The 14,155-nt window shown below is 75.1% G+C and carries 13 protein-coding genes; 10 read left to right on the top strand and 3 right to left on the bottom strand.

Annotated elements, in window-relative coordinates:
• Positions 1-51: 51 nt before the first annotated feature.
• The gene (coaA, locus tag JQN72_RS00665) at positions 52-1,035 is read right to left on the bottom strand and encodes a type I pantothenate kinase (protein WP_307812319.1); all 984 of its coding nucleotides are present in this window, start codon (positions 1,033-1,035) and stop codon (positions 52-54) included.
• An 86-nt stretch (positions 1,036-1,121) separates the two neighbouring features.
• Here coaA and glmS point away from each other — a divergent pair, with 86 nt between their 5' ends.
• From glmS to tsaD, 9 genes are all read left to right on the top strand, one after another.
• Positions 1,122-2,981 (top strand): glutamine--fructose-6-phosphate transaminase (isomerizing), encoded by a 1,860-nt coding sequence (gene glmS, locus JQN72_RS00670; RefSeq protein WP_204133219.1) that lies wholly within the window; start codon positions 1,122-1,124, stop codon positions 2,979-2,981.
• A gap of 13 nt (positions 2,982-2,994) precedes the next feature.
• Positions 2,995-3,360 carry a holo-ACP synthase gene (locus JQN72_RS00675; RefSeq protein ID WP_204133220.1) on the top strand — a complete coding sequence of 122 codons (366 nt, stop codon included), beginning with the start codon at positions 2,995-2,997 and terminating at the stop codon, positions 3,358-3,360.
• Positions 3,357-4,805, top strand: coding sequence for a bifunctional ADP-dependent NAD(P)H-hydrate dehydratase/NAD(P)H-hydrate epimerase (locus JQN72_RS00680; RefSeq protein WP_204133221.1), 1,449 nt, complete (start codon positions 3,357-3,359; stop codon positions 4,803-4,805). Before JQN72_RS00675 ends, JQN72_RS00680 begins: the two co-directional genes overlap by 4 nt.
• Positions 4,806-4,988: 183 nt before the next feature.
• On the top strand, positions 4,989-6,158 hold the full coding sequence (alr, locus tag JQN72_RS00685; protein ID WP_204133222.1) for an alanine racemase: 1,170 nt from the start codon (positions 4,989-4,991) through the stop codon (positions 6,156-6,158).
• Positions 6,155-7,309 (top strand): alpha/beta fold hydrolase, encoded by a 1,155-nt coding sequence (locus JQN72_RS00690; RefSeq protein WP_204133223.1) that lies wholly within the window; start codon positions 6,155-6,157, stop codon positions 7,307-7,309. Before alr ends, JQN72_RS00690 begins: the two co-directional genes overlap by 4 nt.
• 65 nt (positions 7,310-7,374) lie before the next feature.
• Positions 7,375-7,791 carry a tRNA (adenosine(37)-N6)-threonylcarbamoyltransferase complex ATPase subunit type 1 TsaE gene (gene tsaE / locus JQN72_RS00695; RefSeq protein WP_204133240.1) on the top strand — a complete coding sequence of 139 codons (417 nt, stop codon included), beginning with the start codon at positions 7,375-7,377 and terminating at the stop codon, positions 7,789-7,791.
• On the top strand, positions 7,791-8,447 hold the full coding sequence (tsaB, locus tag JQN72_RS00700) for a tRNA (adenosine(37)-N6)-threonylcarbamoyltransferase complex dimerization subunit type 1 TsaB (RefSeq protein ID WP_239099922.1): 657 nt from the start codon (positions 7,791-7,793) through the stop codon (positions 8,445-8,447). Before tsaE ends, tsaB begins: the two co-directional genes overlap by 1 nt.
• The gene (rimI, locus tag JQN72_RS00705) at positions 8,444-8,926 is read left to right on the top strand and encodes a ribosomal protein S18-alanine N-acetyltransferase (protein WP_204133225.1); all 483 of its coding nucleotides are present in this window, start codon (positions 8,444-8,446) and stop codon (positions 8,924-8,926) included. Before tsaB ends, rimI begins: the two co-directional genes overlap by 4 nt.
• Entirely contained in the window at positions 8,919-9,986 is a 1,068-nt protein-coding gene (gene tsaD, locus JQN72_RS00710) for a tRNA (adenosine(37)-N6)-threonylcarbamoyltransferase complex transferase subunit TsaD (protein ID WP_204133226.1), read from the top strand. The genes rimI and tsaD overlap by 8 nt, the downstream gene beginning before the upstream one ends.
• Positions 9,987-10,073: 87 nt before the next feature.
• Here tsaD and JQN72_RS00715 read toward each other — a convergent pair whose 3' ends face one another.
• Both JQN72_RS00715 and JQN72_RS00720 read right to left on the bottom strand, forming a co-directional pair.
• Positions 10,074-11,804, bottom strand: a complete 1,731-nt coding sequence (locus JQN72_RS00715; RefSeq protein WP_307812322.1) for an FAD-dependent oxidoreductase — start codon at positions 11,802-11,804, stop codon at positions 10,074-10,076.
• A 70-nt stretch (positions 11,805-11,874) separates the two neighbouring features.
• A complete protein-coding gene (locus JQN72_RS00720; protein WP_307812323.1) occupies positions 11,875-13,110 on the bottom strand; it encodes a glycoside hydrolase family 3 N-terminal domain-containing protein in 1,236 nt (411 codons plus the stop codon).
• Between the two features lie 79 nt (positions 13,111-13,189).
• Between JQN72_RS00720 and JQN72_RS00725 the strand changes: the two genes are divergently transcribed.
• The coding region (locus JQN72_RS00725) for a nucleoside hydrolase (RefSeq protein ID WP_307812324.1) at positions 13,190-14,155 on the top strand (966 nt) is incomplete at its 3' end.

The following is a 14,155-nucleotide window of genomic DNA, read 5'->3' on the forward strand; positions in this document are numbered from 1 at the left end:
CGTCCGGCTCCCGGACGCCTCGAGGCCGAGACCTCGCTCCTGACGCCGCCGTCAGATCTTCCGCAGCCGGATGTGCGTCACGGCATGGTCGGCGCCCTTGCTGAGCACGAGCGTCGCGCGGTCCCGGGTCGGCTGGATGTTCTCGACGAGGTTCGGCTCGTTGGTCGCCGCCCAGATCCGGCTCGCGGTCTCGCGCGCCTCGTCGTCGCTGAGCGCCGCGTACCGGTGGAAGTACGACTGCGGGTCGGCGAACGCCGTCTCCCGCAGCCGGAGGAACCGCTCGACGTACCAGCGACGCACCTCGTCCGGTGGTGCGTCGACGTACACCGAGAAGTCGAAGTAGTCCGACACCGCCGTCGTGCTCCCGCCGTCGGGCCGGACGGCCGGAGGCTGGAGGACGTTGAGGCCCTCGACGATGAGCACGTCGGGACGGCGGACCTCGAGCGGCTCGGGCAGCACGTCGTAGGTCAGGTGGGAGTACTGCGGCGCGGTGACCACGGGCATCCCGGACTTGACGTCGGCGACGAAGCGCAGCAGGGCCCGCCGGTCGTAGGACTCGGGGAACCCCTTGCGCTGCAGCAGCCCGCGCGCCTCGAGCTCGGCGTTGGGGTGGAGGAAGCCGTCCGTCGTCACGAGCTCGACGCGGGGCGTGTGCGGCCAGCGGGACATGAGCTCGCGCAGGATGCGGGCCGTCGTCGACTTGCCGACGGCCACCGACCCCGCGACGCCGACGACGAACGGCACCCGCCGCGGCCGGTCGCCGAGGAACTCGCTCGTCGCGAGCCGCAGCCCGTGCACGGCCTCGACGTAGAAGTGCAGCAGCCGGGAGAGCGGCAGGTAGACCTCCTCGACCTCGCGCAGGTCGAGCGGGTCGCCGAGCCCGCGCAGCCGGGACAGGTCGTCCTGGGTGAGGCTCATCGGGTGGTTCTCGCGCAGCGCCGACCAGGCCGCGCGGTCGAGGTCGACGTACGGGGTCGGGAGCGCGGCGTCACCGGTGAGCCGGAGACGCGCGAGCACCTCGTCGGCCGCGGTCACGCGGCCATCATCCCGTACCGCCGCCGGTCGCAGGCAGCCCCCCGGCCGTGAGGAGCACCACGCCCCGGCGGGCTACGCTGGCGGCCATGTGCGGAATCGTCGGCTACGTCGGCCGGTCCATGGACGACACGGCCCTCGACGTCGTGATGGAGGGCCTGGCCCGGCTCGAGTACCGCGGCTACGACTCGGCCGGCGTCGCGCTCGTCACCGAGGACGGGGTCGAGACCGCGAAGCGCGCGGGGAAGCTCGAGAACCTCCGCTCCGAGCTCTCGGCCCACCCCCTCGCGGTGGCCCGCACGGGCATCGGGCACACCCGGTGGGCGACCCACGGCGGCCCCACCGACGGCAACGCCCACCCGCACCGCGGTGGCGAGGGCGGGCGCCTGGCGCTCATCCACAACGGCATCATCGAGAACTTCCACGCACTGAAGAAGGAGCTGGAGGCGGCGGGGGCCGAGTTCGAGTCCGAGACCGACACCGAGGTCGCCGCCCAGCTCGTCGGCCGCGAGTACGACCGCCTCGGGGACCTCACGGAGGCGATGCGTGTCGTCGTCGGCCGGCTCGAGGGCGCGTTCACCCTGCTCGCCGTGCACGCCGACAGCCCGGGCGTCGTCGTCGGGGCGCGGCGCAACAGCCCGCTCGTCGTGGGCCTCGGCGACGGCGAGAACTTCCTCGGCAGCGACGTCGCGGCGTTCATCGGCCACACCCGACACGCCGTCGAGCTCGGGCAGGACCAGATCGTCACGATCACACCGGACGGCCACACCGTCATCGGGTTCGACGGCTCCCCTGCCCAGGGCAAGGGCTACGAGGTCACGTGGGACGCCTCGGCCGCCGAGAAGGGCGGCTACGACACCTTCATGGAGAAGGAGATCCACGAGCAGCCGCACGCCGTCGGCGACACCCTCCTCGGCCGCACGAAGGACGACGGCGAGCTGGTCCTCGACGAGCTGCGCATCTCCGAGGACCGGCTGCGCCAGGTCGACCGCATCACGGTCGTCGCCTGCGGCACGGCCGCGTACGCCGGGATGGTCGCGAAGTACGCCATCGAGCACTGGACGCGCATCCCCGTCGAGGTCAGCCTCGCCCACGAGTTCCGGTACTGCGACCCGATCGTCGACGACCGCACCCTCGTCGTCTCGATCAGCCAGTCGGGCGAGACGATGGACACCCTCATGGCGGTCAAGCACGCCACCGAGCTCGGGGCGCTGACCCTGTCCATCTGCAACACGCACGGCTCGACCATCCCGCGCGAGTCCGACGCCGTCCTCTACACCCACGCCGGTCCGGAGATCGCCGTCGCGTCGACCAAGGCCTTCCTCGCGCAGATCACCGCCTGCTACGTCCTCGGCCTCTACCTCGCCCAGCTGCGCGGCGAGACCTACGCCGACGACGCCAAGGCCGTGATGAACGAGCTGCGCGAGATGCCCGACAAGGTCGAGGACCTCCTCGGCCGGATGGGCCGGGTCATCGAGATGGCGGAGTTCATGGCCGACAGCCGTGCCGTGCTCTTCCTCGGCCGGCACGTCGGGTTCCCCGTCGCGATGGAGGGGGCGCTCAAGCTCAAGGAGCTCGCGTACATCCACGCGGAGGGTTTCGCGGCGGGCGAGCTCAAGCACGGCCCGATCGCGCTCATCGAGCCCGGGCAGCCCGTGTTCGTCGTCGTGCCGTCCCCGGACACACCGCACGAGCTGCACAAGAAGGTCGTGTCCAACATCCAGGAGATCCGGGCCCGCGGAGCCCGCACGATCGTCATCGCGCACGACGGCGACGACGACGTCCTGCCCTTCGCGAGCGAGGTCATCCGGATCCCGCAGTGCCCGCCGATGCTCGCGCCGCTGCTCGCCGTCGTCCCGCTCCAGGTCTTCGCGCTGCACCTCGCGACCGCCAAGGGCCTCGACGTCGACCAGCCGCGCAACCTCGCCAAGTCGGTCACCGTCGAGTGAGCGCGGTCCCCCGGTGATCGTCGGCGTGGGCATCGACGTCGTCGACGTCGCGCGGTTCACCGCGGCGCTGGAGCGCACGCCCGCCCTGCGCACGCGGCTCTTCACGGAGAACGAGCGTGACCTCCCGGCCGCCTCGCTCGCCGCGCGGTTCGCGGCGAAGGAGGCGCTGGCCAAGGCCCTGGGCGCGCCGGTGGGCATGCACTGGCACGACGCCGAGGTGCACCGGGGCGACGGCCGCAGACCGCACCTCGTCGTCCGGGGGACCGTCGCGGCCGAGGTCGACGCCCTCGGCATCGGCTCGCTGCACCTCTCGCTGTCCCACGACGCCGGCATCGCGTCCGCCGTCGTCGTCGCCGAGCAGGAGGACACCGCCCGATGATCGAGGCCCACGGGACCGACCCCGTCCGCGCCGCCGAGGAGGCGCTGATGGCGACGCTGGACGAGGGCGAGCTCATGGCCCGCGCGGTCGAGGGGCTGGCCGCCGTGGCGGACGCGCGCCTCGCCGAGCGGGACGGCCGGTCGGTCGTGGCGCTCGTCGGCCCGGGCAACAACGGCGCGGACGCCCTCTACGCCGCGGCCCGGCTCGCAGAAGCCGGGTACGCCGCCGCGGCCGTGCACCACGACACCGTCCACGACGGCGCGCGGGAGGCCGCCGAGGCCGCGGGCGTCGTGCTCACCACCGAGCCGCAGGTGCTCGCGGAGGCCGACCTCGTCCTCGACGGCGTGCTCGGGATCGGCGCCCGGCCGGGCCTGCCGGCCTGGGCTCGGGCGTGGGTCGAGGCCGTGCCGGAGACCGCGTACGTCGTCGCGGTCGACCTGCCGTCCGGGCAGGACCCCGCCGGCAGTGTGCTCGACCCGCACGGCGTCATCGCCGACGAGACCGTCACCTTCTCGGTCGCCAAGCCCGTCCACCTGCTGCCCGCCACCGAGCAGGCGTGCGGCGCGCTGTCCGTCGTCGACATCGGCCTCGAGGTCGAGGCCGAGCCGGTGGTGCGGCGCCTCGACCACGACGACGTCGCCGCGCTGTGGCCCGTGCCCGGGCCCGGTGACGACAAGTACTCGCGTGGCGTGGTCGGCGTCGTCGCCGGCGGCGAGGAGTACACCGGGGCCGCGGTGCTGTGCGTGACGGCCGCCGCCGAGTCCGGGGCCGGGATGGTCCGCTACGTCGGCACGCCGAGCCCGGAAGGTCTCGTCCGGTCGGCCGTGCCGGAGGCGACGTACGGCGTCGGTCGGGCCCAGGCCTGGGTCGTCGGCCCCGGGCTCGACGCCGGGTCGACCCGGGCCAAGGCCCAGCTCGCCGCCGCCCGGGGAGCCCTGGCCGGCGACGAGCCGGTCGTCGTCGACGCCGGGGGTCTGGACCTCCTCGACACCGGTGTCCTGCAGGGCCGCGCCGGGCGGGTCACGTTGCTCACCCCGCACGCGGGGGAGTGCGCGCGTCTGCTGGCCCGGCTCACGGGGGACGACATCGCCCGGGAGGTGGTCGAGGACGCCCCGCTCGAGCACGCCCGCCGGCTCGCCGGGGCATCCGGTGCCACGGTCCTGCTCAAGGGCTCGACGACGCTCGTCGTGCCCCCCGGGGACGCCGCTCCGGTGTGGTCGCAGGCGGACGCACCTCCCTGGCTCGCCACCGCCGGCGCCGGGGACGTGCTCGCCGGGCTGCTCGGCACGCTCCTGGCCGGCGGGCTGTCCGCCGACGAGGCGGGGGCGCTCGGGGCCCTCGTCCACGGCTCGGCCGCCCACCGGGCCAACCCCGGCGGCCCGGTCCGGGCGCTCGCGGTGGCCCGCGCCCTTCCGGGGACGGTGGCCGCGCTGCTGCACCGCTGAGCGCCGGGCGTCCGCGCCCCTCCACCTCCGTCGAGAGCGCAGGACATGCCGAGGGCGGCCCACCTCCTCCGGCATGTCGTGCACCCTCGTCGGGACGGGTGGTGCGCCGGGTCGGCCGGACGGCCCACCCCCGCCACCTGCCCGCCCGGGGCCGCCGCAGCCGTGCCTAGACTGGTCCGGCCCATGACCAGCAGCGCCGCCGCCACCGCACCCGCCACCGCGGGAGCGTCCGCCTGGGTCACGGTCGACGCCGGGGCGATCCGCCAGAACGTCGCCGAGCTCCTCCGGCGCTCCGCGCCCGCGGAGGTCCTGGCCGTGGTCAAGGGCGACGCCTACGGCCACGGTCTCGTCACCGCCGCCCGGGCCGCGCTCGCCGGCGGCGCCACGTGGCTCGGCGTGGCCCAGCTCGACGAGGCGCTCCGTCTCCGGGCGGCCGGCGTCGAGGCCCCCCTGCTCACCTGGCTCTTCCCGCCCCAGGCCGACGTCGGGGCGGCCGTGGACGCCGGCATCGACGTCACCGTGACGAGCCCGTGGAGCCTCGAGGCCGTCGTCGCCGCCGCCCGTGACCGTGGCCGGCCGGCGCGGGTGCAGGCCAAGGTCGACACCGGGCTCGGACGGGGCGGCGTGCTCACCGACTGGTCCGGGTTCGTCGGGCTGCTGGCCGCGGCCGTCGCGGAGGAGGCCGTCGAGCTCACCGGCACGTGGTCGCACTTCGCGTGGGCGGACGCGCCGCGGCACCCGACCGTCCGGGCCCAGCAGGAGCGCTTCGTCGAGGCGCTCGCCGAGCTCGAGGGCGCCGGGGTCGACCCCGGGCTGCGGCACCTCGCGAACTCCGCCGCGACGCTCACCAACCCGTCGGCGCACTTCGACCTCGTCCGGCCGGGCCTGGCGGTGTACGGGCTCTCCCCGGTGCCGGACCTCGGTGCACCCGCGGACTTCGGGCTCCGCGAGGCGATGCGGGTCACGGCGCGGCTGACCAGCGTCAAGCGGGCCCGGGCCGGGCAGGGCGTCAGCTACGGCCACGAGTACACGACCGGTCGCGACACCGTCCTCGGCCTCGTCCCCCTCGGGTACGCGGACGGCGTCCCGCGGCACGCGGGTGGCCGGGGGCCCGTCCTCGTCGGCGGACGGACGTACCCGGTCGCGGGCCGGGTGTGCATGGACCAGGTCGTCCTCGACCTCGGCCCGGACTCCCACGCCGAGCCCGGCGACGAGGTCGTCGTCCTCGGCGTCGGCGCCGCGGGCGAGCCCACGGCCCAGGACTGGGCCGAGGCCGCCGGGACGATCAACTACGAGATCGTCACCCGGATGGGCCCCCGCCTACCCCGCGTCGTCGTGGGGGAGGAGCAGTGACGGCCCGCGTCCCCGGTCCCGCCGCGCTCGGCACCGCGGCCGCCGCCGTCGGCAACCGGGTCCGCCGGGCACGCTCGGGCTACCCGGAGGTCGACGCACCATCGGGCTGGGCGCACACGCCCACCGAGGCACTCGTCGTGACCACGGACGACGGCGTCGACCTCCACGTCGAGATCGACGCCCCGGAGGCGGGCAGCCGGGGGCGCCGCCACCTGAGCGGGCGGACCCCGACCGTCGTCCTCGTCCACGGCTTCGCGCTGACCATGCAGTCCTGGGTGCTCCAGCGCCGGGCGCTCGTGCACGCCGGCCTGCGGGTCGTCACCTACGACCAGCGCGGCCACGGCCGGTCGGCCCTCCCGGACCACTCCTCGTGCACCGTCGACCGGCTCGGGAAGGACCTGGCCGAGGTGCTCGCCACGACCTGCCGCACCGGCCCGGTCGTGCTCGTCGGGCACTCGATGGGCGGGATGAGCGTCATGTCCTTCGCCGCCCAGCACCCCGACGTCGTCCGCGACCGGGTACTGGCGGTCGCGCTCGTCGCGACCAGCCCCGGGGGCCGTGACCTCACCGAGCTCGGCCTCGGGCCGATGGCCGGACGCGTCGTCGGCACCATCGGTCCCGGTGTGCTCACCCGGCTCTCCCGGCACGCCCGCCCCATCGGTGCGCTGCGCAGGATGGGCAAGGGGGTGCACGACGCGGTCGTCGCGCGGTGGGCGTTCGACTCCCCGGTCAGCCCCGGCCTCGTCGACCTCGTCGCCGAGATGATCTTCGGCACCTCGTTCGACGTCATGGCCGCGTTCCTGCCCGACATCGACGGGCTGGACCTCGTCCCCGGCCTGGGGGCGCTCTCCGGCGTCGAGACCCTCGTCGTGAACGGGACGGGTGACCGCATCACCCCGGCGTCGCACTCGGTCGAGATCGTCCGCCACGTCCCGGGCGCCGAGCACGTCGTCGTCGAGGACGCCGGGCACATCATCATGCTCGAGCACCCCGACCTCGTGACCGAGCAGCTGCTCATGCTCGTCCAGCGCGCGCAGCGGGCGGTGGCCGAGGGTGTGCCCGTCGGCAGCAAGCCGCGGGTGCGCCGCACCGTCCAGGACATCTCCAAGAAGCGCCGGGTCGCCCGGGCCAGACGGGAGGCCGCGTCGTGAGTGTGCGGCAGGTCGTCCTGCCGACCGCCCCGGCCACCCGCGCGTTCGGTGCGGCCCTCGGGCGGATGCTCCGCGCCGGGGACCTCGTCGTCCTCACCGGTACCCTCGGCGCGGGCAAGACGACCCTGACCCAGGGGCTCGGCGAGGCCCTCGGCGTCCGTGGCGCGGTGACGTCCCCGACCTTCGTCATCGCCCGCGTGCACCCGCCGACCGCCGGCGGCCCACCGCTCGTGCACGTCGACGCCTACCGGCTCGCGGGGACCCTCGAGCTCGACGACCTCGACCTCGACGCCACGGTCGACGAGAGCGTCACGGTCGTCGAGTGGGGCGAGGGCCTCGCCGAAGGGCTCGCGGAGGACCGGCTCGAGGTCGTCCTCGACGTCGACCCCGCCACCGAGGTACGCACCGCGACGGTCACCGGCGTGGGGCTCCGGTGGGCGGACGCCGCCGCACTCGAGGTGCTCGGGGGCGCGCCGTGCTGATGCTCGCCGTGGACACCGCGACGTCGACGGTCGGCGCCGCGGTGCTCCGCGACGGCGCACCCCCGGTCGCCGCCGCCGCGGAGGGACCTCGGGCCCAGACCGAGCTGCTCGCGCCGCTCGTCGAGCGGGTGCTGGCCGAGGCAGGGGTCCGTCCGCCGGAGCTCACCGACCTCGCCGTCGGTACCGGCCCGGGCCCGTTCACCGGGCTGCGCGTCGGTCTCGTCACGGCCGTGACGATGGGCCACGCCCTCGGCTGCCCGGTCCACGGCGTGTGCTCCCTCGACGTCCTCGCCGAGCAGGCGCTCGCCGCGAGCGGGGTCGACGAGGTCCTGGTGGCCACCGACGCCCGGCGCCGCGAGGTCTACTGGGCGCGCTACCGCCGCGGCCCCGACGGGGCCGAGCGGCTGGGTGCCCCGGCGGTCGACCGTCCGGCCGAGCTGGCGGAGGAGGTCCGGGCGCTTCCCACGGCGGGCCGTGGGCCGCTCCTCTACCCGGAGTCCTTCCCGTCGCGGGTGGACGGGGTGCTCGACGTCGACCCCGGGGTGCTGGGAGCGCTCGCGTTGCACCGCCTCGCGTCGGGGACGCCGATGCCGGTCGAGCCGCTCTACCTGCGCCGGCCCGACGCGCTGACCACCGCCGAGCGGGCCGCGCGGTGAGCACCGCCCCCGACGTCCGGCTGCACCACGCGCGGTGGACCGACGTCGCGGCGCTCGCCGAGCTCGAGACCCGGCTCTTCCCGGACGACGCGTGGTCCGAGGCGTCGTGGTGGGCCGAGCTCGCCGCCCGCCCGCGGCGCGAGTACCTCGTGCTCGAGGTCGGCGGACGCGTGGCCGGCTACGGCGGGCTGGACCACGGCGGCGAGGTCACCGACGTGATGACCGTCGCGGTTGCACCGGAGGAGCGCGGCCGCGGCCTCGGCGGGATGCTCGTCGGCGAGCTCGAGCGCGCGGCGCGGGGACGGGGCGCGGAGCACCTCATGCTCGAGGTGCGGGCCGACAACGGCGCCGCTCTCGGGCTCTACGAGGGTCGCGGCTTCACGACGGTCTCCCGGCGTCGTGGCTACTACCAGCCCGGTTCCGTCGACGCGCTCGTGATGCGGAAGTCGCTGTCCACGAAGGGAGCCCACGATGGCTGACGGGCCTCTCGTCCTCGGCATCGAGACTTCGTGCGACGAGACCGGCGTCGGCCTGGTCCGCGGCGGGACCCTCCTGTTCGACGCCATCGCGAGCAGCGTCGACGAGCACGCCCGCTTCGGCGGGGTCGTGCCGGAGGTCGCGAGCCGGGCACACCTGGAGGCGATGGTCCCGACGATCGAGCGTGCCTGCACCGAGGCCGGCGTGGCCCTGCGGGACGTCGACGCCGTGGCCGTGACGTCCGGGCCCGGCCTCGCGGGCGCCCTCATGGTCGGTGTGGCGTCTGCCAAGGCACTCGCGCTGGCCCTCGGCGTCCCGCTGCACGGCGTCAACCACCTCGCGAGCCACGTGGCCGTCGACATCGTCGAGCACGGGCCCCTGCCCGAGCCGACGCTCGCCCTGCTCGTCTCCGGTGGGCACTCCTCGCTCCTGCTCGTCCCCGACGTCACCCACGACGTCCGCAGCCTCGGCTCCACCATCGACGACGCCGCGGGAGAGGCGTTCGACAAGGTCGCCCGGGTCCTCGGCCTGCCCTTCCCCGGCGGCCCGCACATCGACCGTGCGGCCAGGGACGGCGAGGTCGTCATCGACTTCCCCCGCGGGCTGACGACCGGGCGCGACCTCGAGCGGCACCGCTTCGACTTCTCGTTCTCCGGGCTGAAGACGGCCGTGTCCCGCTGGGTGCAGGCGAGGCAGTCGGCCGGCGAGCCGGTGCCCGTCGCCGACGTGGCCGCGAGCTTCCAGGAGGCGGTCACCGACGTGCTCACCCGCAAGGCCCTCGACGCCTGCCGGGCGAACGGGGTCGGGCACCTGCAGGTCGGTGGCGGGGTCGCGGCCAACTCCCGGCTCCGGGCGATGGCCCGGGAGCGGTGCGACGCGGCCGGGGTCGAGCTCCGCGTGCCGCGTCCGGGGCTGTGCACCGACAACGGCGCGATGGTCGCCGCACTCGGCGCCCAGATGGTCATCAAGGGACGACCCGCATCCGACCTCGCGATCCCCGCGGACTCCTCGATGCCGGTCACCGAGGTCTCCGCCCGACGACCCACGGCGGGACCCGGCTGACCTGCCCGCTGGGGCGCCGACGAGCCACCTCCGGCGAGCGGGGACCCGCCTACGCCGCGACGGCGTGACCCCCGCGGCGGTGCGCCGTCAGCCGTCGGCGGGCGAGAGCCAGCCGTGGATGAGCGGGACGACCGAGGCTCCCTCACCGCTCGCCGCCGCGACCCGCTTCATCGACCCGGCACGCACGTCGCCCGCCGCGAAGATGCCGGGAGCGCTGGTGGCCAGGCCGGGCGGTGGCAGGCCGTCGACCCAGAGGTCCTTCGGGACGTCACGTCCGGTGAGGACGAAGCCGCGCTCGTCGCGGACCACCTCGTCCGGGAGCCAGGCGCAGTGCGGCTCGGCGCCGAGCAGGAGGAAGAGCCCGTACGCCGCGAGCCGCCGGCGCTCGCCGGTCTCGGTGTCCTCGAGCGTGACCCACTGCAGATGCGAGTCGCCTCCGGCCTCGACGACGCGGGAGCAGGGCTGCACCGTGATGCGCGGGTTGAACTCGATCTCGCCGACGAGGTAGGCCGACATCGTCTCGGCGAGCCCGGGACGCCGGACCACGACCGTCACCGAGCGGGCGAACCGCGCCAGGTGCACGGCGGCCTGGCCCGCGGAGTTGCCGCCTCCCACGACGACGACGTCGTGGTCCTCCATCTCGCGCGAGAGCGACATCGCGGCACCGTAGTTGACGCCCGCGCCGAGGTAGTCCTCCACGGACGGCACACCGAGCGACCTGTACCGCACCCCGGAGGCGACGACGACCGCGCGGGCGGCGATCTCGAAGTCGCTGCCCCGCAGGAGGTGTGGGCCGTCCGTCGCCGCGACGAGCTCCTCGACCTCCCAGCCGGTGTGGAAACGCGTGCCGAAACGCAGGGCCTGGGTCCGGGCGCGCTGGGCGAGGCGCATCCCCGAGATGCCGCGTGGGAAGCCGAGGTAGTTGCGGATCATCGAGCTCGTGCCAGCCTGCCCGCCGATGGCGCTGCTGTCGAGGACGACCGTGCTCAGGCCCTCCGACGCGGCGTAGACCGCCGCCGCGAGCCCCGCCGGTCCGCCTCCGACGACCGCGACGTCGGTGATCTCGGTGCCACGCCGGGCGTCGAGCTCGCGCTCGGCCTCGGTGTCGAAGAAGGTACGGGCGACGTCACGGACCGAGCGGGCGACGATCGGCCGGCGGTTCGCACCCAGCACGAGCGGGTACGGCGCGTCCGGCGGGAAGTGCTCGCGCACGAGCTGCCCGACCTTGCTGTCCGGGTGGACGACCCGGGCGGGCATCCCCATCCGGTCGAAGAAGTCGCGGATGCCGTGGGTCAGGGCGTCGGAGTCGGGCGAGACGATCTTGGCGACCACGACGTCGGGGTCGGAGGCAGACCAGTTCCAGTCGCTGAGCAGCTCGGTGACCGCGTGGTGGAACTCCTCGTCGCGACGGCCGCGCGGCATGAGCAGGTACGCGTCGTACTTGCCCTTGGCCATGCCCACCCGCAGCCCCGGAGCGTCGGCGAGGAAGCGGTCGAAGGGGGCTGCCACGACGCGCCGCGCGGTGGGGACGAGCCCGCGCCAGCGGGCGAACGCGTGCAGGACGCTCTCGACGTCGGGGAGCCGTGAGTCGGAGACGAACATCGCGACCCGCAGCCCCGCGGCGGCCGCGTCCTCGGCGACCCGGCACGCCTCGGCGCAGGACCGCGCCGCGCGGAGGTCGTACTCACGGGAGTAGCGCCAGAACTCGTCGACGAGGGTGTCGGCGTGCTCGGCGGACACGAGGACGATGACCGGCGCCGCGGTCTCCGGCGGAGCGGAGCGCTGCCCTGCCTGCTGGTCGATCTGCTGGTCCGTCACCCCGCCGAGCCTACGACCGCCGCCGGGCCGGCGGCGAGCGCGGTTCGGCCCGGTGGGCCGGGTGGCGGGGTCAGGGGATGATCCGGTCCTCGGAGCAGGGCAGGAGGCCCATCCGGTCCTTGAGGGCGAGCACGCGTTCGACGGAGGCGTCGACCTTCTCGGCGAACTCCTCGTCCGCGGCTGCCTCCTCCTTCAGGGCCGCGAGCATGTCGGCCGCGACGGACGCGTCCCCGGTGAGGGCGATGTCCCCGCCCGCGGCGACGACCTTCACGGCACGCTCCGCGGGCGGCGTGGACGCCACGGCCTCGGCGTTGAGGTCGTCGGTGATGACGACACCGTCGAACCCGAGGTCACCGCGCAGGACGTCGGTGACGATCGTGGAGGAGAACATCGCCGGCACGTCGGGGTCGATCTCCGTGTACGTCGCGGAGCCGACCATGACCAGCCCGGCCCCGGCCTCGACACCGGCGGCGAACGGCGCGAGGTACGGGTCGTCGCGGGTCGTCTCGTCGTCGGTGATGCCGGTCGAGCTGAAGTCGGTGTTGTTGCGGATCCGGCCGATCCCCGGGAAGTGCTTCACGGTGGGTTCGACGCCACCGGCGAGCATGCCCTCGATGAACGCGGTGGAGGCCGTCTCGACGGTCTCCGGGTCCGAGCCGTACTGGCGCCGGTACTTGCCGATCGGCTCGTTGCCCCGGCCGAGCTCCTCGGGGACGGTGTCGGTGACGGGTGCGAGGTTGACGTTGACGCCGGCCGCCGCGAGCTCCTCCGCCCAGCCGGTCGCGGCCTTCGCCAGGTCGCCCGAGGACATCCGCGCCTGCTCGCGCGCCGACGGCGGACGGGTGAACCCGTCGCCGCGCAGCTGGTGCACCTCACCGCCCTCCTGGTCGGCGGCGAGCAGCAGCCCGACCCCGCCCGTCGCGGAGTCCGAGACGAGCCCCTGGAGGTGCTCGGAGGTGCGGGTGACCTTGTCGGCGCCCTCCCAGCCACCGAGGTAGATGACGTTGCCGACGTGGTCCTCTTCGACCTCGTCGTCCAGGGACTCCAGGGCGGCGTTGGTGTCGAAGCCGACCATGAGCAGCTGGCCGAGGCGCTGGTCCTCGTCGAGCGTGCCCAGCATCACGTCGACGCAGCCCGGGGTCGGCGTCGGGGAGGGGGAGGTCGTGGCCGGAGCCGGGCTCGGCGGTGTCGAGGACGAGGCGGCCTCCGGCGAGCCGCTCGAGCAGGCCCCGAGGGACACGGCCAGGACTCCGGCGAGGGCCAGGGCCGGGCCGCCGGGACGAGGGGTTCGCGCGCGAGAGGTCACCCGTCGACGCTACGCGACTCCGAGGGCCTCTGCCGAACCCGCGGGACGCGCCACGGCCGCGATCGGCCATGATCGACGGGTGAGCCCCACCCCCGTGGTCCTGGACGTCGACACCGGGGTCGACGACGCGTGCGCCCTGCTGCTGGCCGCGCTGCACCCCGATCTCGACCTGCGCGCCGTCACGTGCGTCGGAGGCAACGCCCCGCTCGCGGACGTCGTGCGCAACACGCTGACGGTCCTCGGCACCGCCGGGCGCGCCGACGTGCCGGTCGGCGTCGGGGTGGCGCGTCCGCTCCTGGAGGAGCCGGTGGACGCCCGGCACGTCCACGGCGCGGACGGCATGGCGGACCTCGGCCTGCCACCTCCGGCGCAGGAGGTCGACGACCGGTCGGCCGTCGACCTCCTCCGGGACACCGTCGACGCGGCGCACGGGGACGGCGACCCGGTGACGCTCGTCCCGCTCGCCCCGATGACCAACGTCGCGATCTTCGCCCGGCTGCACCCGGAGTCCTTCGCGCGCCTGGGCCGCGTCGTCTTCATGGGCGGCGGCGCGAACGTCAGCAACGCGACGGCCGCTGCCGAGTTCAACGTCTTCCACGACCCCGAGGCAGCGGCCATCGTCCTCGACGCCGCCGCCACGCACGACGTCCCGGTCACCATGTACGGCCTCGACGTCTTCTACGCGCCGACGGTCGGCGACGCCGGCGTCGCGCGGCTGCGGGCCGCCGACACCCCCGTGGCCCGGCTCGCCGCCGGTCTCGTCTCCTTCCACCGGCGCCGCTTCGACGCCGCGGGTGCGACGATCGGGGACGCGGGCGCGGTGGCGGCCCTCGTCCTTCCCGAGGCGGTGCGCACCAGCCGGCTCCCCGTGCGGGTCGAGCTCACCGGCACCTGGACCCGCGGCCGGACCATCGTCGACACCCGCGACTGGAGCGGTGACATGGACCACGACCCGCACGGGCTGGCCCCGGCCGTGGGGGGGGGGGGGCGGGGGGGGGGGGGCCGGGCCCCCCCCCCCCCGGGGGGGCGGGGGCCCGGGGGGGCG

The sequence above is a fragment of the Phycicoccus sp. CSK15P-2 genome, from assembly GCF_016888005.1.
In the GTDB taxonomy this organism is placed as follows: Bacteria; Actinomycetota; Actinomycetes; order Actinomycetales; family Dermatophilaceae; genus Phycicoccus.